The organism is Pseudophaeobacter sp., from assembly GCF_048267565.1.
Classification (GTDB): Bacteria; Pseudomonadota; Alphaproteobacteria; order Rhodobacterales; family Rhodobacteraceae; genus Pseudophaeobacter; species Pseudophaeobacter profundi.
Genome location: NZ_JBLWXG010000008.1, coordinates 159,050 through 180,459, shown reverse-complemented (window position 1 = coordinate 180,459; position 21,410 = coordinate 159,050). Strand labels below are relative to the sequence as shown.

Annotated in this window: 20 protein-coding genes and 1 pseudogene; 16 read left to right on the top strand and 5 right to left on the bottom strand. The window is 56.5% G+C overall.

Annotated features, from left to right (window positions below; all coding sequences use genetic code 11):
* Positions 1-255: recombinase family protein (locus tag ACN0VH_RS16535; RefSeq protein ID WP_417701345.1), on the bottom strand; the 255-nt coding region annotated here is incomplete at its 3' end.
* 488 nt (positions 256-743) lie between these two features.
* On the opposite strand from ACN0VH_RS16535, the gene ACN0VH_RS16530 reads away from it, so the two are divergent.
* The 10 genes from ACN0VH_RS16530 to ACN0VH_RS16485 all read left to right on the top strand — a co-directional run bounded on the left by ACN0VH_RS16530 (position 744) and on the right by ACN0VH_RS16485 (position 8,940).
* Positions 744-1,451, top strand: coding sequence for a hypothetical protein (locus ACN0VH_RS16530; RefSeq protein ID WP_417701343.1), 708 nt, complete (start codon positions 744-746; stop codon positions 1,449-1,451).
* Between the two features lie 35 nt (positions 1,452-1,486).
* Positions 1,487-2,659 (top strand): TMEM43 family protein, encoded by a 1,173-nt coding sequence (locus ACN0VH_RS16525; RefSeq protein WP_417701342.1) that lies wholly within the window; start codon positions 1,487-1,489, stop codon positions 2,657-2,659.
* Positions 2,660-2,692: 33 nt separating this feature from the next.
* A complete protein-coding gene (locus tag ACN0VH_RS16520; RefSeq protein WP_417701340.1) occupies positions 2,693-3,160 on the top strand; it encodes a hypothetical protein in 468 nt (155 codons plus the stop codon).
* An 11-nt stretch (positions 3,161-3,171) separates the two neighbouring features.
* Positions 3,172-3,990 (top strand): hypothetical protein, encoded by an 819-nt coding sequence (locus ACN0VH_RS16515; RefSeq protein WP_417701338.1) that lies wholly within the window; start codon positions 3,172-3,174, stop codon positions 3,988-3,990.
* Positions 3,991-4,073: 83 nt separating this feature from the next.
* A complete protein-coding gene (locus tag ACN0VH_RS16510) occupies positions 4,074-4,616 on the top strand; it encodes a DUF4453 domain-containing protein (protein ID WP_417701336.1) in 543 nt (180 codons plus the stop codon).
* A gap of 8 nt (positions 4,617-4,624) precedes the next feature.
* The gene (locus tag ACN0VH_RS16505) at positions 4,625-5,041 is read left to right on the top strand and encodes a hypothetical protein (protein ID WP_278923866.1); all 417 of its coding nucleotides are present in this window, start codon (positions 4,625-4,627) and stop codon (positions 5,039-5,041) included.
* Between the two features lie 2 nt (positions 5,042-5,043).
* Positions 5,044-5,952 (top strand): hypothetical protein, encoded by a 909-nt coding sequence (locus tag ACN0VH_RS16500; protein ID WP_278923867.1) that lies wholly within the window; start codon positions 5,044-5,046, stop codon positions 5,950-5,952.
* A 119-nt stretch (positions 5,953-6,071) separates the two neighbouring features.
* Positions 6,072-7,001, top strand: a complete 930-nt coding sequence (locus tag ACN0VH_RS16495; RefSeq protein WP_278923868.1) for a hypothetical protein — start codon at positions 6,072-6,074, stop codon at positions 6,999-7,001.
* A 74-nt stretch (positions 7,002-7,075) separates the two neighbouring features.
* A complete protein-coding gene (locus ACN0VH_RS16490; protein ID WP_417701333.1) occupies positions 7,076-7,867 on the top strand; it encodes a hypothetical protein in 792 nt (263 codons plus the stop codon).
* Between the two features lie 272 nt (positions 7,868-8,139).
* Positions 8,140-8,940, top strand: a complete 801-nt coding sequence (locus ACN0VH_RS16485) for an autoinducer binding domain-containing protein (RefSeq protein ID WP_417701331.1) — start codon at positions 8,140-8,142, stop codon at positions 8,938-8,940.
* A gap of 255 nt (positions 8,941-9,195) precedes the next feature.
* Here ACN0VH_RS16485 and ACN0VH_RS16480 read toward each other — a convergent pair whose 3' ends face one another.
* Positions 9,196-9,714 carry an SGNH/GDSL hydrolase family protein gene (locus ACN0VH_RS16480; RefSeq protein WP_490362989.1) on the bottom strand — a complete coding sequence of 173 codons (519 nt, stop codon included), beginning with the start codon at positions 9,712-9,714 and terminating at the stop codon, positions 9,196-9,198.
* 581 nt (positions 9,715-10,295) lie between these two features.
* Positions 10,296-11,966 carry an IS66 family transposase gene (gene tnpC / locus ACN0VH_RS16475; RefSeq protein ID WP_417701329.1) on the bottom strand — a complete coding sequence of 557 codons (1,671 nt, stop codon included), beginning with the start codon at positions 11,964-11,966 and terminating at the stop codon, positions 10,296-10,298.
* 1,375 nt (positions 11,967-13,341) lie between these two features.
* Here tnpC and hsdR point away from each other — a divergent pair.
* Genes hsdR through ACN0VH_RS16445 form a run of 6 tightly spaced genes read left to right on the top strand, consistent with a single transcriptional unit; the run spans position 13,342 to position 20,396 of the window.
* The gene (gene hsdR / locus ACN0VH_RS16470) at positions 13,342-15,795 is read left to right on the top strand and encodes an EcoAI/FtnUII family type I restriction enzme subunit R (RefSeq protein WP_417701327.1); all 2,454 of its coding nucleotides are present in this window, start codon (positions 13,342-13,344) and stop codon (positions 15,793-15,795) included.
* Between the two features lie 3 nt (positions 15,796-15,798).
* A complete protein-coding gene (locus tag ACN0VH_RS16465; protein ID WP_417701325.1) occupies positions 15,799-17,247 on the top strand; it encodes a type I restriction-modification system subunit M in 1,449 nt (482 codons plus the stop codon).
* Entirely contained in the window at positions 17,244-19,037 is a 1,794-nt protein-coding gene (locus ACN0VH_RS16460) for a restriction endonuclease subunit S (protein WP_417701323.1), read from the top strand. The genes ACN0VH_RS16465 and ACN0VH_RS16460 overlap by 4 nt, the downstream gene beginning before the upstream one ends.
* Positions 19,034-19,588, top strand: coding sequence for a DUF6998 domain-containing protein (locus ACN0VH_RS16455; protein WP_417701321.1), 555 nt, complete (start codon positions 19,034-19,036; stop codon positions 19,586-19,588). The genes ACN0VH_RS16460 and ACN0VH_RS16455 overlap by 4 nt, the downstream gene beginning before the upstream one ends.
* A 53-nt stretch (positions 19,589-19,641) precedes the next feature.
* Positions 19,642-19,977, top strand: a complete 336-nt coding sequence (locus ACN0VH_RS16450; protein WP_417701319.1) for an EndoU domain-containing protein — start codon at positions 19,642-19,644, stop codon at positions 19,975-19,977.
* Positions 19,974-20,396, top strand: a complete 423-nt coding sequence (locus ACN0VH_RS16445; protein ID WP_417701317.1) for a hypothetical protein — start codon at positions 19,974-19,976, stop codon at positions 20,394-20,396. The genes ACN0VH_RS16450 and ACN0VH_RS16445 overlap by 4 nt, the downstream gene beginning before the upstream one ends.
* 37 nt (positions 20,397-20,433) lie before the next feature.
* Here the strand turns inward: ACN0VH_RS16445 and ACN0VH_RS16440 are convergent.
* Both ACN0VH_RS16440 and ACN0VH_RS16435 read right to left on the bottom strand, forming a co-directional pair.
* Positions 20,434-20,804 (bottom strand): annotated as a pseudogene (locus tag ACN0VH_RS16440) (IS5 family transposase); the annotation flags it as partial.
* Between the two features lie 359 nt (positions 20,805-21,163).
* Positions 21,164-21,370: a hypothetical protein gene (locus ACN0VH_RS16435; RefSeq protein WP_417701315.1), complete on the bottom strand. Its 207-nt coding sequence runs from the start codon at positions 21,368-21,370 to the stop codon at positions 21,164-21,166.
* Positions 21,371-21,410: the final 40 nt, after the last annotated feature.

The window sequence follows — 21,410 nt, the reverse complement described above, 5'->3', positions numbered from 1 at the left end:
TTCACGATTGCCGTTGATGGTGGTCTGACGCCAGTGGCCGGAACTGTTGCCCTTGCCGCGCGAGGCAGGGATCCCGTCGGCATTGAGATCGGTGGCGATCTGGATCGGCGATTTCCCTGCGGCGTATTCCGTGAACATCCGTTCCACCACCAGCGCTTCATCGGCGTTGATGTCCTGCTCGCCCTTGATAACATCTCCGGCCGTCGTGCGGCGCGCACAATACCCATAGGGTCGTGCGGCGCGCACAATACCCATAGGACAGGCCGCCTGCGCTTTTGCCTGCCTCGATTTTGCCGATCAGGCCGCGCCGGGTTCTGTAGGAGAGTTCACCAGCGCGCCTGACGCGGGGTGTCTACTCTTTCTGTAACCGCATGCGTTCGCTTGTTTGCTTCTTTCAGACTGTTCCACCTGAGACATCTGAAAATGCAATCTTTTGGGAGCGTCTTTCGAATGACTGACGACAATGCGCTTGGGGACCAAGACATGGATCCTGACTGCCGGGAACATGGAGAAAAATCCATATGTTTCGTTCTCTGCCACATGTCTATCAGGAGCCGACGAAGAGTTAGATCGGTAAAATATCATGAAAGCCACGTTCGTTTTCACCGCCATCGCGCAGACGATATCAGCATCCTCCTTTACGGAAGATGCCGCACAAGCCAACACAGGGCATCAGGCGGTGCTGATGTAAGGAATTGATTTTGCAACGCATTCGGGGGCTGTGAGGTGCGGTTATCTATCTCGTGCGTGCCGCTCAGACCACACCTGAATGCGTTGCAAAGCCTGTAACGAGTATGCCGTTTAACAGGGGGCGGAATTTCCCCGGACAGAATGGTGTTCGTCATTTGAAAAAAGTTCTTTTAGTATCTGAGACCCACCATATGAAAATCGACCTGAACCAATCTGATCGTCTGATCCTGAAGGGAACAACCTGTGTAATTGCGACTGTGTTGTGCATCGTCCTTCTGGTCATCATGGGGATCAGCCTCAGCGCTGCCGTTACCGGTTTTACCGCCGGCTGGGGCGTCGCTCTGGGGGTTGTTTTCATTGGTGGGGGTATTTTGTGGCTGGTCTATCACAAGACAGAAGTTGTGTTTGATCGCGCCGGGAATCTGCTGACACTGCGTAAAACCATGCTGCACGGAACCCGCGAAGAGACAATTGCACTTGAGAATGTCAAACAGGCTGATGTTGATCTCAAACGCAATGATCGCAGCAACAACAGGCTGCATGCCAGTTATACCTACAGGCTCTGTGTGGTCACAGGTTCTGAGCAAAATAGGCATCGCGTTCCGATCTCGCATGGATACACCACAAGCAAACGCCATCTTTTGACCGCTCAGAATATCAATGACTGGCTGGGGGTCCCCGATGCGCCGATTGCGGTGGGGCCAAGCATGGCCGATGTGGCGGAAGTCATCAAAACTCTGGGTTTTGGCAAAGCCTCCTAACCCGTTCCCCTCATGTTTCCACAAAGGTTTGAAAAGTGTCTCAATTCACTGAAACGACACAGGTCGGGTTTTTCGCACGGCTGAAAAACGGCATCAAAGGTATCGGGCTCGGGATCAGCCTTGTCGGTATCGCCGTGTATTTTCTGTTTTGGAACGAAGGCAACGCCGTGCGGACCGCCCGCGCTCTGGCGGAAGGTGCCGGGCAGGTTGTGTCTGTCGACAGCGCAGCGCTGGATTCGTCACATGAGGGCCAGCTGGTCCACATAAACGGCCCGCTTACGCTTGCGGCGCCGCTGGCCGATGTGGCGTTGGGTGTGGTCGCTTCTGCACAGACCGTGCGTCTTGAACGCAAGGTGGAGCAATTTGCATGGATTGAGGACAAGCAAACCACGACGGACACAAAACTGGGCGGCTCGCAGGAAAAGACCACGCAATATACCTATCATCTGGATTGGACAGATGCGCCTGCAAGTGGGGCAGAGTTTCGGATCCCCGACGGGCATGTCAACCCGCCGATGCCAGTCTCATCGAAGGTTATCCGCCAGCCTGAGGGCGCGATCGGCGCCTTCACCGTCAATGATGAGATTTCCGATCTTGGCGGTGCAACGCCGGTGCTGTTAAACGCCAAGCATGCGCAAGCGGTCGCGCGCGCCCTATCATTGGAGCAGCCAGCCAAGCTGGTCGCTGGGCGGATCGTTCTTGGTGCAGATGTCACGGCTCCGCAGCTTGGCGATATCCGGGTGAGCTATCAAGCCTCAACAATTGACGAGGCCAGCGTAGTTGGCGTGCAGCGTGGCGACACTTTGGTTCCCTACACGGCACAAAATGGGCGCAAGATTTACCTGGTCGAAGAGGGGCTGAGGACTGCAGAGGAAATGTTCCAGACGGCAGTTGCCAGCAACACCTTCAAGACATGGATGTTGCGCATTGGCCTAATGGTGCTGTTGTTTCTCGGCTTCAAGGCGCTTTTCGGCGTGGTGGATGTCATCGCCAGCGTTCTGCCCTTTCTGGGGTGGATCACCGCCTCTGTCACCTCGTTGATCAGTTTTGCCCTCACGCTGGTTGTTGGCGGCACAACGATGGCGATTGCTTGGGTCTATTTCCGTCCGGTTCTGGCGCTGGTGATCATTTCTGTTGCTTTGGCCGGTGCCGCCGCCAGCGCCTACTGGCTGCGCAAGTCGGCACCGGCGGCGACCCAAACCACTTGAGTCTTCAACATTTCCATTGGGATAGGACATGAAATGAAAAAGCTTTATCTTTCGATTGCGATGATGTTCAGCGCAGGTGCGCCACAGGCCGGGCAGTTCTGCGAACTTGACGGTACTGAAATGTTCACATGCACGCTGAAAGGCGGCACGCGCGGTGTCGAGGTCTGCAATGCGGTTTGGGCGAATGGCACAAAGGCCGCCTATGGATTCTTCAAATCCAATGGAACGGTGGAAAAAGAGATCCTGCAAGATATGGCGACCATCACCGCGACGCCCTGGAATGGCATGGGGAACTTCATGAGCGACTCCGTGACCTTTGACGGTGGCGGTGGCTATGCCTACGAGGTCTGGTGGGGCAGCGAACGCGCGGCAGGTGCAACAGAGATGGGCGGTATCAACGTGCTTAAAAATGGCGCGCTGATTGCCGATATTCCCTGTGACGCTGGCAGCGTAAACAGCGACCTGTCCTCTCTCATCGAACTGATCGAAGCCGCACAATAAGGGCTTTTCTCATGTACTGCTCCCCCCTATCCATAGCTGCCGTCTTTACGGTAGCCTGTTGGACCAGCGCAGCCACAGCGCAATCGGTTTGTGGCGGCGAGGTTCTGTTCCAATGCGCGACAGACAATGCGGATTTTCGCGAACAGATAACCGTTTGCGCACAGGACCGGAGCTATGTGCTGACACGTCATGCGCTGTCGTCAGGCGATATGTACTATGACACACCCTTGACCGCGGAGGCCAATACCACATGGTTTCGCTGGTCCGAGGGCGATCAGGTGCAGGTGGAAATCGGGTTTTGGAGCACGGACTTGGCAGAGCCCGTGACCCTGCATGTAGGCCTGCCATGGGATGACATGAATGAAACTGTTGCCGATACGGGCGACCACAACATGTGGCTGCAATCGCCCCACTGGCGCGCGCGCGTAGATCAAACCCTGTGCGCTTCTGGCACGGTTTACGCCGACCCCGAGGCGCTCTGGTCCGCGCAACACGCGCGCGGCCCAATTGGAGCGTTCTTTTCCCAAAATGAAATCATACCCCGCATTGACACGGTGGGGATGGCGCGGGTGTCTGACACAGAAGTCACCCCAGAAGGCCTGCCGGTCTATTCTTCTGCGCGCCCTGCGGCCGCGACTCCGATCTGGTGGATGCTGCAGCCGGGCGAGACCGTCGATATTATTGATCGCGCAGATGATTTCGTCGCTGTTGCCATTCCAACAAACGGGCTGACGGACTGCTTCCTGCGTCCAGAAGACCTTGGCAAGCCCTACACCGGCCCCTGCGCCACAGGATGGGTCGATAGCGCCCACCTTCAGAGAACCCAATAAGGCAGCGCGCCTGTGCCGATTTGCCAATATCCCCTTTGGCGCAAGCCATGGAAACGCCCCACACCTGTCCAAGGAGGCGACAGATGAGAACACTTATTCTAACTGCGGCACTGGTCTGCACGGCTGGCACTGCAAGCGCCCTGTGCGAGGACGCGTGGTACTTGCGGAACATGGCCTTCGACAGAGCAGGCTATTGCTTTGGCTCAACTCTGGGTAAATCAGTTTTTGATGTAGCCTGTTCGACAAAATCCCCCACTCTCGATGATTGGGACCAGCGTATGGTGAGTACACACAAACAACTGGAAGCCAGTTATAACTGCAAGATCAATACCAAAGGTCGTAACTTGGCCTCATCGTTGATCGGAAAGCTGGACGATGTCGACCTGTTGCCCACCCTTTCACAGTTTGAATCCTCCTGTGTTGGATACACCGGCGCCCCGGTCACCATGACCAGCGGCATTGGCATGCGCGACAGCTATCCGATCGGCACCATCAAAGGCGGCGATAGGGTGAATTTCCGTTTTGAGAGTTGGGAGGGTTTCGAGTTTGTCGAGACCGAGACAGCCGCAGGCTGGATCCCCGAGGGTTCGATCCCCCCCGATACATGTACGGCTTTTGCAGGATAAACAGTATCATGCGTACTTTTCTTTTGTGTGTCTTGGCCTTGGCTCCAGCCCTTGGTCATGCAGACTGCCTGCCGGGTGAAACCCCCGCGCTGTCCTGCGCCCTGTCGGGCGGGGGGCATCTGTCGCTGTGCTGGAGCCCGCAGCAGGCCCGACTGGCCTATGACAAAAAGCCCGGCCTGCCTGCCGAAGTCAGTGTTCCCTTGGGGGATGTGACGGGTCTGACGGCAACAGACTGGGCGTCATCCACGCTGCGCGGCCCTGGTTCCAGCTACGAGGTGTACCTCTCTGGTCAGGCGGGGGGCATGAACCAGATCCAAGACAGCGGTGGATCTTCTTCATTTGCCTGCACATTCGGCACCGTGAACGGATCGCTTGCCGCGCTGAACGATGCGGCAATTTACGCCCCAACCTCAAAGGAGAATTAAACGTGCGATTGTTGCTGACAACATTCGGGATCAGTCTGCTGTTCTCTGCAGGGATGTCCCAGGCTTTTTGCGATGACATCCTGGCGACAAAGGTGCTGTGTCTCACTGAGGAGGCGGATGAAATCAAGGTCTGCGCGAGTGAGCACCCCGAAACAGGAGCTTCTGTATTGGAACTCCATGTGACGCCGCAGATCTCGGATGGCCCGATCTACAAACTGGCAGCGGATATTCCCTTCGATATGACAACCGGCACCGGCGGGTTTCCCTGGGACATGCATGAATTTACCTTTGTGCATGAAGGCGGCAGGGCTGTGCTAAGTGTGAAAACGCCTATGGCTACGGATGACACCTCTGATGCGGAAATTTGGCTGGATCTGTTTGGGCGTGGGACCGCCCCTGATCGCAGTATTCAATGTATGCAGCCCGCGCTAAGTGCGGAAATCGCGGACATGCTAGCGTTGCGTAGGGTGTCAATGAATGCGATGCGGACTGGCCCCAGCGCCGATAGCGCAGCCTTTTATCAGCCCAACACACCCATCACCGGTGCTACGCCCTATGGCAGTTATGACTGTCGCGAGGTTGCTGGCGTTCTCAGCAACGAAGGCACCGAAAACGGGCAGATCGCGCTGTATGCGGCACCAACGGATGAGGCCGCGATCCTTGGCTATGCGTTCCCGACCGACCTCGGGTCCGCTTTTGAGTGTGCTTATGAGGACGGCTTTTCTGGCATCATCTGGATAGATCCCGATAAAGGCGACGGTGCCGGTGGCTATATGGCCCAACTGGACTACGAGGCGCGTTTGGCAGCCTGCGCCCTGACGCCAGATGATTGGCCGGCAAACATGGCCTACTGGGGCAAATGTTCCAGCGCATGGGTGAAACAAGGCAACGTTGCAGGTTTTGGGGGCTAACGCGGATGAAACGCTTTCTATTGGCGGCTACTTTGGCCGTTTCTGCGGCTCCGGCATTTGCCGACTGCGGGGCCAACGGAACTCGGATCTTTTATTGTGACACGGAGAACGCCTCCCGCGTGCAGGTCTGCCTCCAGGATGAGACCGTTCAGTTCCTCGCAGGGCCAGACCTGTCCAACCCGGTTTATGATCTGTCCATGCCCGTTCAGTTCATGCCCTATCTGTCGACCGGAATTTCGCAATCCGAGGACGACTTCAGCTACATCCGGTTTTACGAAGGAAAGCGGGTTTTCACCGTGGGTGTGGATCGTGATCTGGAGTTCGCCTCAGTGGCAATGGGGCTGGCGTATGACTTCCTGCCTGTAAACGAGGAGGCTTGCAATCCGGAGTCTATTGTCGATCACTTCCAAATGCTTGACCAATTCGCCCATACCACAGGCCGGGTCGCCCCGGTTGTGTCCGTTCCTGCCGTGTCACCGGACTGTGGGCCAGTCCATGCGCTGCGGCCTGCGGAGTGGATGGAGGACAAGGACGTCAGCCCAATCCACCTGAGGCCTGAAGCGGTCACAACCGAGGTCATACCGGTTGATCAGAACGTGCGTGTCTGTGGAGCGCCGGTCGATGGGTGGCAGGGGGTACGGTTTGAGTCTTATGGGTTTGAATGCGACCTGAACGCACCGGATGCAATCGGCGCTGTGTGTAGCTCTGGTTTCGTGCGCCTGTCGCAACTGCCGGAGATCTCTGAACAGGCGCCGCCCCCCTCCCGTCCACAAGCGCTTGCTTGTCAGGCCGGGGGCTTTCGGTTTGTAATGGTGCGCGCCGACGACGGGGCAGTCACAATCGAAAACGATCAGCTGCGCCTGACCCTGCCGCCGGGATCGGGGCCAGGTACCACCACCGATACCGGGTCAGAACAGGTCATGCGCTTGAACGACAAGTTGACCCTTTCGCTCTCTCACGAAACTCTCGATCTGAATGTGTCCCACAGCGAGCAAGGCCAGCAATCCGGCATCTGCGTACCGGTTGATCTGAGCGAAATTTCAAAATGATTTGAGCCTTTCCCCTGCCATGGGGAACCCATGGCAGGCCTTGCCTTTTCCATCCAGTTTTCAGGAATACCTTGATGATATTCAATCGAGCTCTTGCGGCAGCCGTCGCAGTGACCTTGTCATATGGCGCGGCCTCTGCCGCAGATCTGGCAGCCATCGGCAATGCAAATTTCACCCAGTCTGTCGGGCAAATCCGCGCAACTTTTGAGGCGCAGGGGTATCGCTGTGAACGCCTGGGCATCATGGATCCTGACGAGGGTAGAATTGATGAAACGGGCTGCGCGCTTTGGAAGGACGAATTTTCCTTTCCCGACGCGGATACGCTTTCAATGTGGACCATGCGTTATCAGAAAGACCACGAGATGCTGATCGTCGTCTTTGGCGAGCAGCAAGGCGAGGATCGCGTGTTGATGATTGGCCAGGCCACGTTTTTCGAAGATGCGACCATCGAGATGTCCTCCTCGGATTTTCTGCAGGATACGCTTTCTGTATTTTCCGAGGTCACTCCAACATTTGGCACCTTCGATGCCTCTGAAGACACGTTAGATTTGTGCATTCTGATGACGAAAGAGGCCTCCGTGCTGACCCCCGCAGAACTGCCGGTTTCTGCATTGGAAGAGAGCCAGAGTTTTCTTGGCTCCCAGATCAGCCCGGCAGCCATCCTCTGCGAACGCTGGATGAACCAAAAACGCGATGCAGTTGCAGAATTCGCCCAATCCGACGCCGGGCCGGCCTATGCGCGCAAGGTCCTATATTACGCTCAGGATGGAAAGGCGCAGCAATACATGGATTTGCTGTGGGACGTTCAGGCGGTCGTAGACTGGCACCAGAAGCCCCTTCTGGCCGAAGGAAAATCGCCTTCATAGTGTCACATGCGGCAGCGTGTTGGGCATGAAAAGGGGCCGCTTGCCTCGGGTCTTTCATGCCCGTTTTTTTGAGGGCTGTTATGTGTGTCTATCCGGTTTTCCGTGTCGGCCGGCGCCCGGGTCATTTCTGCGGCGTGTCCAAATGAAGCGGTTACACCCAAAGGATGAACCGCTGATATGGCGAAAAAATTCCCCTTAACATCATAGAAGTAATTGCTATTTCAATCTGCGAATTTAGGCGGCAACGCCGCAAGCAACCTGAAGATTGATCTATGCATGCCCCCTTTGACTTGATTAACGATATTACCGAAGCGCCGACACTTGATGCAAAGTACCAGCTTTTTGCAGGATTCATGGAAGCGGAATACGGCTATGTCGGCGTAAACTACGGTCTTTTCCTGGACACGCGGTCGCTGCACGCCATTCACAACAACCATGTCTCCAAACGGTCGGGCCTACCCGACGAATGGCGTGAAATCTATCAGCGAAACAACTACGCCTTGGATGACTTTGGTATGCGGATGGGGGCTCTCACACGTCAGCCCATCCTGCAATCCAGTTTTTACCGCCTGTTGGAAGAGGGTGAACTTCCTGGAAATTTTGCCCGTGTCGTTTGTGGGGTCCGCAACTTTGTGTCCTCCGGTGTGGTGCTTCCACTGTACGCCAATGGGGTCAGAGGGATCGTAGGGCTTTTCGATCCCTCCGGGGACATCGTCAAACACGACGCCAGATTTAACCGGGACCGGTCCGTCATCCAGGCGCTGGCCAATCACCTGCACCTGTGCAGCGACTGGTCCGCCGAAGTGGTCATCCAAATGGGTCTGAGCGAGATGAACCTGCAGGTGTTGCGCCTGAAAGCGCAGGGGCTGCGCGTCAAGGAGATCCTGTATGAGATCCAGCGGGAAAACCCCAAAACCGTTGACAATCACATGCTGCGGGTTCGCAAGGCTCTGGGCACGCGCAACGACATGGAAACTGTTCAGCGCGCGGCAAAGCTTGGGCTGCTAAAAGAGGATGGTCTACATGCGCAGGAGGTAAACCCCCAGCTGTATGACGCGCTAAGGCTTCCGTAAAATCAGACTGGAACGCTGTCGATGGAAGGGATTTCGGATCACCTGAACTGATATGGGTTTGACCGAGTGTGCCGCGCCTTTATTGCACAGCCATCATATCGTGAAAGACGCGTCAGAAACTTGGCGAACAACGGGTGTTTCGGTCTCGCGTCAGCCCATGAACAGGTTTCGTTGCTAAACAAACCAATGTCAGCTTTCGTAGCGCCGCGTTTGCAGCTACGGGCCTGAGGATGAGTGCCCGGTATGGGTCGGCTGTTACGTTTTGCCGAGCTGCTTGATATCGCGGCGGATTGCACGATAGACCTTGCGACCCCACTCTGAATAGATTTTGGGACCAGGATGAAAGCCGTCAGGGCTCATTTGTGAGACGTTAGGTTCAAAATCCATTTCAATAAACCGACATCCAGTACGATTGGTGACAAGTTTGCGAAGCGCGCGATCAAATCGTGCTGCCTGTGCACCCAATACCCACCGGAGCGGTTGTGGGAGCAGCGGGAAATGGTGGATTGGCGGAATACCCGATATGCAAATGACATCGGCCTGAAATTTCAGTTCTACCAGCTGAAGCAATATTGCAAAACGCTGCAACCATTCCGATAGAGGCACGCGTGCAGTGATATCGTTTACGCCAAGCGAAACGGACACGATATCAAATTTCTGTGGTGTGCGCTCCTGCAGACGGGCGATCGTATCGGCAGTGGTGGCGCCGGTCTTCGCATCTACAGACCAGTAGACTGTATTCGTCTGCGAAAGCCTTTTGCGCATATGCCCCAAGAGCGCTTCTTCTTGATGGTAAGCGGTGTATCTAACCCGGAAATTGCCTGATCAGCGGAATTCTTTCGAGCAGGCACACAAGTGGCCATGGTCTACATCAATATCGGGCAGAGATGATTCTCCTCACTGCATTCCCTTGAAGAGGACGTGGCGCCCGAATGGGCTTGAGATGTCTTATTGTCCGGCGCAGCGGGGTGTCTCTAGAGCACCTGCTCGACACGAAAGGCTGCCTGGGCTGGACGAGGCCAATCTGGTCCTGCATCCGTACCGGAAAATCGCTCTTTGCTGCTGGAGAAGGAAGAGGACGTGTGCGCATTCCCGATGACTTGCAAGCAAAGCGGGAAGAGAGGGCAGTATTATCCTAGGGAGAGGCCCGCGCCCTTCGACTAAAGCCTGCCGTTGAACACGTTCTAGTTTCTGTCGAAACCTAAAGAGTCGGGCGAAGCGCAACACGGACTAAGGCCTTGAGGACTTACAAGTTTCCCTTAAAGACCGTTCCGACACGCCTGTAGGCTGGAACCCCGAATGGGGCTCCAGCTGATTGAGATCATGTCACCGCTCCAGGTTAGGAGAGGTGGTCGTCAGTTATCGATCCGACCCACTGGACAGTGCCAGGGCATCAGTTGGCTGTAGTCGACCATGCCGCGGCTCCGCTCGATTTCCTGCACCAACCAGTTCAGGTAGCTACGGGGGTTAACCTTGTTCAGGCGCGCGCTTTCGATAAGCGAATAGTAGATCGCCCAGACGTCCGCCGCATCGTGGGACCCGGCGAAGAGGGAGTTTTTCTTCGTCAGTGCCACACCTCGGATGCAGCGCTCGACCCCGTTGTTGTCGATCTCCAACCGGCCATCGAACACGAACCGCTGCAGCCCGTCAAAGCCATTGAGGGTGTAGGAAATGGCCGTCTTCAGCTTTCCTGAGGCGTCGGCCTCATGTTTGGTCAGGATGGCTTTGAGTTCGGTCATGATGGGGAGAGTTTTCTGGAGGCGCAACTTCTCGCGCTCCGCAGGAGGTAGGCCCTTGGCCGCTTTTTCCACGGCATACATCTTGCGGTACATCTGCACAACCTTGGCTGCCAGCTTGCTCTCGGTGGCCAGGTGAGCCTCGAAAAACTTGCGCCGCGCATGAGCATTACAACGAGACGGCATAAGACCTTCATTTTGGCCATTGTCTTTGAAGAGGCGGTTGTAACCCGCGTAGCCGTCAGTCTGGAGGAAGCGGAGCGACGCCCAGGAAAGCAATTCCTCTGCGACCGCGCCGGCGCGGGAATGGGCATAGCGGTAAACCACAGCGGGTTGGGCCTCGGAATTCCAGTTGGCTTCATCCCGATTGATCACCCAAAAGTACCCGGTGTCACACTTTCCCTTCCCTGGTGCCTGAACTTTCACTGGGGTTTCATCCATTTGCGCGGTGTGACCGGAGAGAACATGCGCATGAAGCTCATCTTGGATAGGTCGCAGGTGTTTTGCCAAGTGAGCGACCGCCTTGTCGATCGTTTGGCGGGCGAGATTGATATTGGCGTTCCGGAGCCGCCGCTCTAGGCGGTAGGGCGGGGTATGCTCAAAGAACTTCTGACAGGCAGCTTCCGCTGCGAACTCCGGCTCCATGCCACGTCCCTTCATGATGTAGTTTCCTGACTTCGCAGCCACGGGTTTGTTCTCCTTGCAGATCTCACGGTTGCAGGCGCAGGTGTGATATGCGTCCTGCACCAAAACCAAATGCTCCGGCACGATGCGGAACTTTCCAACACGCACCTCACGCTTGATCGACTTGAGATTGTCCCCGCACGATCCGCAGCTCATATCGTCGGGGAAATGGTCCACCGTGATCACCCTGATATCCTTAGGGACTTTTCTTGCGCGCTTCCCTTTGGGTTTTTCCTTCGGTTCCTCGTCAAACTCGTCTTCCAACGCGAGGCCAAGGTCCTCTTCGAGGAGATCACCGCGGTCCTTTTCCGAGCTCTGCCCGAATTGCTCCTGACGCAGAACCGCGAGTTGCTCGGTCACGCGGCGCAGATCGCTCTTGAGCGCTGAGATCCGCCGTTTAGCAGACGAGACTTCGAACTCAGTCTCGGAAAATAGGGAGAGAATGTTGTTGATCCGTGTGCCGATCTCGACCGTGGCTTCCTCAGGATTGTTGGAAATCTGGCCGATAGCGCTGAGAATGCCGTCGCAAAGCAGGCCGATGGGGCTCAGCCCACCGGCATCCGCCTCCTGCTGGTCCGGCAGCCAACCGGGCTCTTGGATAGTCATAGTGAATTTTCCTCATGGGGTATCGACCTCCGCCCGCCTACCGGGCGCAGGGGTCATACATCGGTGCGCGCGCTAAGGCTGGCCCGGTTGAGGCGTCACTCCGTTACAACAGGCAAAGATGGTCCGTTCCACCCGGCCGTTTACGGTCAGGGCCGGTTCGTTCAGCTTTTCATTTCCGGGAATGCGCCTATGGGGTGAGGAAGCTCGTTGCCCATGCAGAATCCTTGCGACAGGTCGCAGGATGTGCTAAGTGACCAGTGATTACGCTGGTGGGTTTCGATCTGCCTCGAACGAACACGCCGGAATGCGCCAACATTCCGGTGTTTTCGTTTTTGGGGACTTCAAGTACTCATTCTTCTGCTTTCTGTATGTTGAGGAACATCGAGGTGTTTCACCCCATTCCGTGAAGATTGAATTATCAGCGCAAAATCAACTATTTGCGAGAAAATCAAACCGGTGCTTTGCTTAGTTCGGTCGAAGCCGCTGATGTCGTTCAACAGGATGTGCCACTCTGTATCTCCTCCACAATTTGCAGGCTCTTCTGTCCGCTCCTTTGCGCGCCACCAAATTTGCGAGAATGACCTCGCAAGCGTGGTCGCGTACGAAAATTTTCAAGGATCAAGGATCAAGGATCAAGGATCAAGGATCAAGGAGCTGGGATGATGGGTCGTCACGACCCGTCGCAAGATCCGCGGCAGTTACTGCAACATGTGCAAACTGTGAGAGGTCCTGCGTGGCCGAACAGCCTTCATGCAGATCCATGGCGGATCAGCGTATGAGCCCGAGGGGTATGGGCGGGATATGAGAGATTGTGTTCAGCATCATGGGCTAAGAATACCAAGTGGTTGATAGGAGGCGCAATCTTGGAAGATTGCTTCCTTTGCATGGGCAGCGAAATGCGAGGCATTTCTACACCACTTGAAGTTTATCTTTCCTCACATTCGAGTTAAGGGGTTGCAGAATCCCCTTCCTATAAAGCCCATAGGGCTATTAGGTTAGGAAGGGGCCGACGATGAATTGCCCACCTCCGGTCCGGTGAGATCGCCGACCTAGGATTTGTTTTGCCAAAAAAATTCTTCGCGCAATCGAAAATGATTGACATGACCATCTTGGTCACTGCGTGCGGACGACTCTAAGTCGGCGCTTGGCGTCAAGCACGATTTCTATGTGGTGCGCTGCACGAGCCATCTCAGCCTCCTCAGTCCTTGTCGTAGAAGAGCCCAGGGGCTTGCGACATCCCCCACTCAGCCGGGCAGAGCGAAGAAATGCTCCAGCGCCAGAACATGGCCAAACCAGCGCTCGTACTTGTCTTTCTGCATGGTAACAAAGTAGCGTCAGGCATTGATCTTTTGATTGGGCAATTCGGTGGGGCGAAATGGATAAGCGAATTTTTAGCGAGCGCGATATCTGCACAAAATTCATTACGCCCGCGCTGGTCGCCGCAGGGTGGAACATCACCACGCAGATCCGGGAAGAAGTCAGCTTCACCAAGGGACGGATCATCGTGCGCGGCAAGATGGTCAGTCGCGGCGAGGGTAAGCGCGCTGACTACATCCTCTCTGCCAAACCTAACATCCCAATCGCGATCATCGAAGCGAAGGACAACAAGCAGCCTGTTGGCGGCGGCATGCAGCAGGCCTTGGGCTATGCCGAAACGCTGGATATCCCCTTCGTGTTTTCCTCGAACGGTGATGGCTTCGTTTTCCATGACCGGACGGGCACATCATCCGAAGTCGAACGTACCTTGGGCATGGACGAGTTTCCGAGCCCCGAGGAACTTTGGCATCGCTACAGGGTCTGGAAGGGCCTGACCGATGCGGAAGAAAAGATCGCCCTGCAGGACTACCACGACGACGGATCGGGCAAGGAGCCGCGTTACTACCAGGTCAACGCGATCAACAAGACGATGGAGGCGGTTGCCAAAGGGCAGGATCGCGTATTGCTTGTCATGGCGACCGGGACAGGCAAGACCTATACGGCGTTTCAGATCATCTGGCGCTTTCGCAACGCGTTTCCGGGAAAACGGGTGCTTTTCTTGGCCGACCGGAACGTGCTGATCGACCAGACCATGGTCAACGATTTCCGGCCCTTCAGCGGTAGGATGGCGAAGCTGTCCACACAGTCGAAGACCATCGAGCGCCCGGACGGAACCAAGGAAAGCGTGACCCTCGCGATGGACAAGAAGCGGCGGATCGACTCGTCCTACGAGATTTACCTTGGACTGTATCAGGCGATCACCGGGCCGAACGAGAGCCAGAAAATCTACCGCGAATTCTCCAAGGACTTCTTCGACCTGATCATCATCGACGAATGCCATCGGGGCAGCGCGTCGGCGGATTCGGCTTGGCGCGAAATCCTCGATCATTTCTCGTCCGCAGTGCAGATCGGCCTGACCGCGACCCCGAAGGAAACGGAGTATGCCTCGAACATCGATTACTTCGGGGCTCCGGTCTACAGCTACACCTTGAAGCAAGGCATCCGAGACGGCTTCCTCGCGCCCTACAAGGTCATCAAGGTCCATATCGACCGCGACGTGCAGGGGTATCGCCCCGAGAAGGGACAGTTGGATCGTGACGGCGAAGAGATCGAGGATCGTATCTATAACGCCAAGGATTTCGACCGCACCGTGGTGTTGGACGACCGGACCAAGCTCGTTGCTAAGAAAGTGACCGAGTTCCTCCGCGAAAGCGGAGACCCCATGGCGAAGACCATCGTCTTCTGCGTCGATCAGGAGCACGCCGCGCGAATGCGGCACGCCTTGATCAACGAGAACGCCGACCTAGTCGCGAAAAACGCCCGCTATGTCATGCGTATCACTGGGAACGACAAGGAAGGGATTGACCAGCTCGGAAACTTCATCGACCCCGAGGCGTCCTATCCGGTGATCGTTACGACCTCCAAGCTGCTGTCCACCGGTGTCGATGCCCAGACCTGTCGCTTGATCGTCCTCGATCGCGAAGTCGGGTCGATGACCGAGTTCAAGCAGATCGTTGGGCGCGGCACGCGCGTACATGAGGACACTCGGAAGCTCTTCTTTACGCTGATGGATTTCCGTGGTGCGTCGAGCCATTTCGCTGATCCTGACTTCGACGGCGAACCGGTCCAGATCTATCAGCCCGGGTCGGACGATCCCGTGACCCCACCGGACGAGACGCCAACCAACAACAATGACACGTCGACCGCAGATGATATTGGCGACAACGAGACCGTCCTGATCGATCCGCGCAACGAAAACCTCACGGGCGGCACCAGCACCGGGCCGCGCCCCAAGGTCTACATCGACGGCGTCGGCGCTGACATCGTGGCCGAGCGCGTCGAATACCTCGATGAGAACGGCAAGCTCGTAACCGAGTCCCTGCGTGACTATACACGCAAGGCCATGCGCCAGCGCTTCACCAGCCTCGGCGATTTCCTGCGCCGCTGGAAGCAGACAGAGCGCAAGAACGCCCTGATCGAGGAACTCGCCGAAGAAGGACTGCCCCTCGACGTGATCGCCGACGAACTGGGGCTCGATCTCGACCCCTTCGACCTGATCTGCCATATCGCCTTTGACGCCAAGCCGCTGACCCGCAAGGAGCGGGCCGAGAACGTCAAGAAACGCGATGTCTTCACCAAATACGGCACCCAGGCCCGCGCGGTCCTCGAAGCCCTGCTTGAGAAATACTCCGACGACGGCGTCATCAGCATTGACGACCCCAAGATCCTGAAAATCAATCCCTTCTCCGGCATGGGCACCGAGGTTGAACTAATCCGGGCTTTCGGTAAAAAGCCAGACTACATCCGCGCCGTGCATGAAATGCAGGCCGCGCTCTACGAAGAAAGTGCCTGATCCATGTCCGTCCGCAACCTCGTCAAATCCATCCAGGACATCATGCGCAAGGACACCGGCGTCGACGGTGACGCGCAGCGCATGTCGCAGCTGGTCTGGATGTTCTTCCTCAAGATCATGGATGATCAGGACGAGGCGCTGGAAATCACCCAAGACGACTACACCTCGCCCATCCCTGAGGATCTGCAATGGCGGTCTTGGGCGGCCAACCCCGAGGGCATCACCGGCGACACGCTTCTGGACTTTCTGAACGACGAGCTGTTCCCCCGCCTCAAACAACTCTCCCCGCAAAAAGGCCCTCGGGCCAAGGTCGTCCGCGATGTTTTTGAGGACGCCTACAACTACATGAAATCCGGCCAGCTTCTGCGGCAAGTGATCAACAAAATCAACGAGGTCGATTTCAACAATCTCACCGAACGCCAGCACTTTGGCGACATCTACGAACAGCTGCTGAACGACCTTCAAAACGCGGGCAACGCCGGCGAATATTACACGCCCCGCGCGGTCACCGCCTTCATGGTCCAGCAGATCGACCCCACCCCGGGCGAGGTGCTTTTTGACCCCGCCTGCGGCACTGGCGGTTTCCTGACCTGCGCCATGCGCCACATGCGCGACAAGCACATCAAGCGCCCCGAGGACGAGACGCTGATGCAGGCTTCCCTGCGCGCCGTCGAAAAGAAACCGCTTCCCCACATGCTCTGCGTCACCAACATGCTGCTGCATGGGGTCGAGGAGCCGTCCTGGGTCCGCCATGACAACACGCTCGCCCGCCCGCTGGTCAGCTGGGGACAGGCGGACAAGGTCGACATCGTCCTGTCCAACCCACCCTTCGGCGGCAAGGAAGAGGACGGGATCGAGAACAACTTCCCCACCTTCCGCACCCGCGAAACCGCAGACCTCTTTCTCGCCCTCATCATCCGCCTGCTCAAGGACACGGGCCGCGCCGCGGTGGTCCTGCCCGATGGCTCGCTCTTTGGCGAGGGCATCAAGACCCGGCTCAAGGAACACCTGCTTGAGGAATGCAACCTGCACACCATCGTGCGGCTGCCGAACTCGGTCTTCAAACCCTATGCCTCCATCGGCACCAACCTGCTGTTCTTCGAAAAAGGCACGCCCACGCAGGACATCTGGTATTGGGAACACCGCGTGCCCGAGACGCAGAAGGCCTATTCCATGACCAAGCCGATCCGGCTGGAGCATCTGGACGACTGCGCCGCATGGTGGGGCGGGCCGACCCGCGAAGGGCGGCAGGAAAGTGACCGCGCCTGGAAGGTGTCCATCGACGAGATCCGCACCCGCGGCTTCAACCTTGACATCAAGAACCCGCATGTCGTCGAAGAGGACTGGGGCGACCCCGAGACCTTGTTGAACGACCTGACCAAAGCCGAGGCCTCGGTCGACAGCCTGCGGGCCGAGCTGAAGACTATCCTGACCGAGGCGCTGGCGCGATGAACGCGGAACGGTTGCTGGAAGTTTACGAGCAGATCAGCGAAGCGCCAGATGCCATCGCACGGCTGCGGCGGTTCGTGCTGGATTGGGCGGTGCGTGGGAAGCTGGTGGAGCAGGATGCCGCGGATGAGCCTGCGTCCGAGCTATTGAAAGAAATTTCGGCTGAGAGGGCCGCCCTTGCAAAAGCAGGGAAGATCCGAAAGCCGAAGCCGTTCACCCCCATCGAACACGCTCCATTCCAAATCCCCGAGGCTTGGGCATGGGGCAGAATTGGCGAATTGGGAACAACGCAAACTGGATCAACGCCACCCAAAAGTCGGCAGGACTTCTATGGAACCGACGTTCCATTCATACGGCCAGGCGATCTTTATCCAGGTCATGTCGATTACTCGGAGCAAGGTTTGTCGCATGCTGGGGCTGAAGCTTCGGGTCGGTTGGTGTCGGCTGGATCTCTATTGATGGTCTGCATTGGGACAGTCGGAAAGTGCCAAGTTGTAGACCGAGTGGTCTCCTTCAATCAGCAGATCAACACATTGTCTCCCTATTCAACCGTTGTGCCCGGCTATCTACTTTTGGCCTTCCGATCAGACTACTTTCAGGACGCAGCGTGGGCCGCATCAGCTCGAACGACCATTGCGATATTGAACAAGGGAAATTGGGAAAAACTGTCGATCCCGCTTCCCCCTCTCGCCGAGCAGCACCGGATCGTCGCCAAGGTCGATGAGCTCATGGCGCTCTGTGATCGGCTGGAGGAGGCCCGCAAGACGCGGGAGGAGCTGCGCGACAAGCTCACCGCCGCCGGCCTCGCCCGCCTGACCGCTCCGGATACCACGGCACAAGCGGAGCCAGCAAAAGTGGGAACCGGTTTTGCGTCCGGCTCCGCGACCAGCGAAGACGACTTCCCCACCCACGCCGCCTTCGCCCTCGAGGCGCTCCCCGCCCTCACCACGCGCCCTGACCAGATCAAGACCCTCCGCCAAACCATCCTCAACCTCGCCGTCCGCGGCAAACTTGTGGAGCAGGATGCAGCGGATGAACCGGCGTCCACCGCTCTAAGCCGACTCAAGGATGCGGCATCCCAGGCATTCCGTGACGAAGGATTGCGCGCCCGCAAACCTGTTTCGCCCGCCTCCCGTCAGAACCTGAAGTTTGACTTCCCAGAGCATTGGGAACTGCCGATCTTTGATGATGTATTCGTTATGGTCAGCGGCGTTACGAAGGGCGGCAAGGTCTCGCCTCAGGATGCACAAGTGCGCCCGTATCTCCGTGTGGCCAACGTGCAGCGCGGGCATCTGGACCTTGGCGTTATCAAAACGATTGAGGTAAAAGCCGCCGACGCCGATCGCTACAGGCTTAGGGACGGTGACATCCTAATGACCGAGGGCGGTGATTGGGACAAACTCGGACGTGCCGCGATCTGGCGGTGCCAAATCGACGATTGCATTCATCAGAACCACGTATTCCGAGTTCGCCCGCCTTCGGATGAGATCCTGCCAGAATGGGTGATCACGTATGTAAACAGTGAATTGGGGCGGTCGTTCTTTGAGGATGCCTCGAAGCAGACAACGAACCTGGCTTCCATCAACATGACGCAACTACGGGGATGCCCGCTTCCTCTCCCACCCATCGCCGAACAACACCGCATCGTGGCCAAGGTCGACGCCCTCATGGCCCTCTGCGACCGGCTGGAGGCCGCCCTGACCACCACCGACACCACCCGCACCCGTCTCCTCGAAGCCCTCCTCCACGAGGCGCTGGCCCCCGCCACCGACACCCTGGAAGCCGCCGAATGAGCGAAGACGTCGACTGGGCGCGCGTCGCCGCCTTGCTCGACGATCTTTACACCGCTGCCGATGGCCTCGAACGGATCTTCCCCGGTCGAAAATTCACCCTCGACGGCCATCTCGTCGGAAGCATCGGCGAGGTCGTCGCTGCCTACATGTTCGACCTCGACCTGAACCCGGCCTCCACCCAAGGTCACGACGCACGCGCCCGCGATGGCCGCCAGGTCGAGATCAAGCTGACCCGGGGCCGTGGCGTCGCCATCCGCCACGAACCCGAACACCTGACCGTCCTGCAGCGCCCCGTCGGCACCCCGGTTGGCGGAGCAAGAGCGCCTACCGGTCCTGCGCGCACCGCCCGTCTTATACCAGCGGGTGCCCGCTCATCCTCTGCACTCGTTCGAAAGGTCGGCTCTGGGCCGGTCGTTTCGGTCGAGCAGGCCGTCGGTGAGCCATGCTTTGCTGCGATCAGTGCAAACGTCAGCGAAGCGCAGATAGCGGAGTTTGCAAAGCCCGTCTTTCGGCCTGGGAACACAGCCTGCGACCGCTGCGATGCCGCGTAAAAGCGGTCATTGATGAGAGGTGCGAACGAATTTTGGGGCACCCAGATTACGCAGTGGAAGTAATTGGTCGACATGCCGATGGAAAGATTGATTTGAAACTTATGCAGCAACTGGTAAATCAAAATGGAGGTCGTCCACTACCTCGTATCAAGAGAAGCACCCTATTTCCGGAAGGTTGGAGCAATAATGATATTGTGTCATCAGTTTTACGGGTATCGAATACACCACCAATTGCAAGGCGAGCAGATGGCATGACGCTGCATGGATCTAGTGTGAATGGTGTACAAATTGATGCGATTGTTTCTTACGGGCAAGTTACATCAGATTTCCCGTCTGGTGCATTACCCACACCAATTGGCCCAACAACTGGCTTTGTGGTGATCCCATGAAGACAGGGAACTATGACAAATATGTAGAATTGCTAAATCAATCAACATTCAATGAGTGGTGGTATGAGGAAACATCAATCACGCTAACTAATTTGTCTCTCAAGTTTGAAAGAGAGGAATGGGATCTGTTGCTAAAGGAAATTCTAGACTTCCCACATGAAAAGCAAGAGATGTGCCTATATACGGTAGATGAAGCAAGTCCTGTATACGCCATAAAATTGGCTGCTTTGATGATACGATCTCATAGCCAGGATGTAGTAACCCAAGCATTAAGTACGATAAATGAGTGTTTAGATCACGCAGTAATGCAAGAAGATGATATTGATTTTTTACGTCGGATGGAAAAAAATCTGCCCAATACAATTATTGCAAATGCGATATACTCTAAGGTTCGAGAAAAAATCGATGCTTCGCGGTGACAGTGTAAGTTGTGCCAAACCTTAGGCTCAGGACACACAACCAGAATATGACGGTTTCTGCGAGTGCGATTGCAGACAGGATTACCTTTGGACACCTGTCGCACCGGTTTGCTACGCGCTGCCAGTCTTTCAACCGACCAAACATGATCTCAGTCCGGTTACGCCTTTTATAGCGGCGCTTGTCATATTTTATTGCTTTGTCTCGTGATTTTCGGCCTGGGATGCAGGCGTGATACCCATACCCACAAGGGCTTCACGGAACCAATCCGCATCATAGCCACGATCCCCAAGCAACCAATCGGCTGCTGGCAAGCTACTCACAAGTGCTCTGGCTCCGGTATAATCGCTCACCTGACCAGCGGTCATGAAGAACCGGATTGGTCGCCCCGTCGTGTCAGTCACAGGGTGCTTCAATGACTGCTTTTGGGAGACTGGCCCGCAGATTTCGCACCTGCAGTATTGATGGCGTGGCAATCATCTATCGATGACCGCTTCGGGCTGCTGGCGTCATCCGGCGGCGCGGGGCAAGGCGCAAAATCGTTGCTTCCTTGACGCGACGCTGCCGCACGGCAGCTTGGACCCACTGTGACCAATGCTGCGCGGTGTAGGAACGTCCGCTCTTGAGAGGTGGTTAAGCCTATGGCCGTTTTGCCTAGGGTTTGTGGCACAAGACGGCTCAACGTTTCATGTGGTTATCACACGACTGACAAGAACGGCCGTTTCGGGCAGGGAGCTATTGGCCAACTCGAGCGATCTGGTCTTGGTTGCTAGTAAACAATGACCGTATCGCCGCCGAAAAGAATTTCGTTCTGTTGCCGCTGCCGTTCAGCTCTTATCTGTTCAACTTGAAAGCAGGCTTGCGTGTCGCCATTTTGGCAGGCCTGTTGCAGTGCGATGAACTCTGGTGTCTGTGGGTCTTGGACGTCACAACCCGCCACTAGCATCAAAACCGAAACCATCAAAATGCGTTTCATAGTGTGTAAGTACCTCATTTTTAGAGAAGCCATCTGAGAC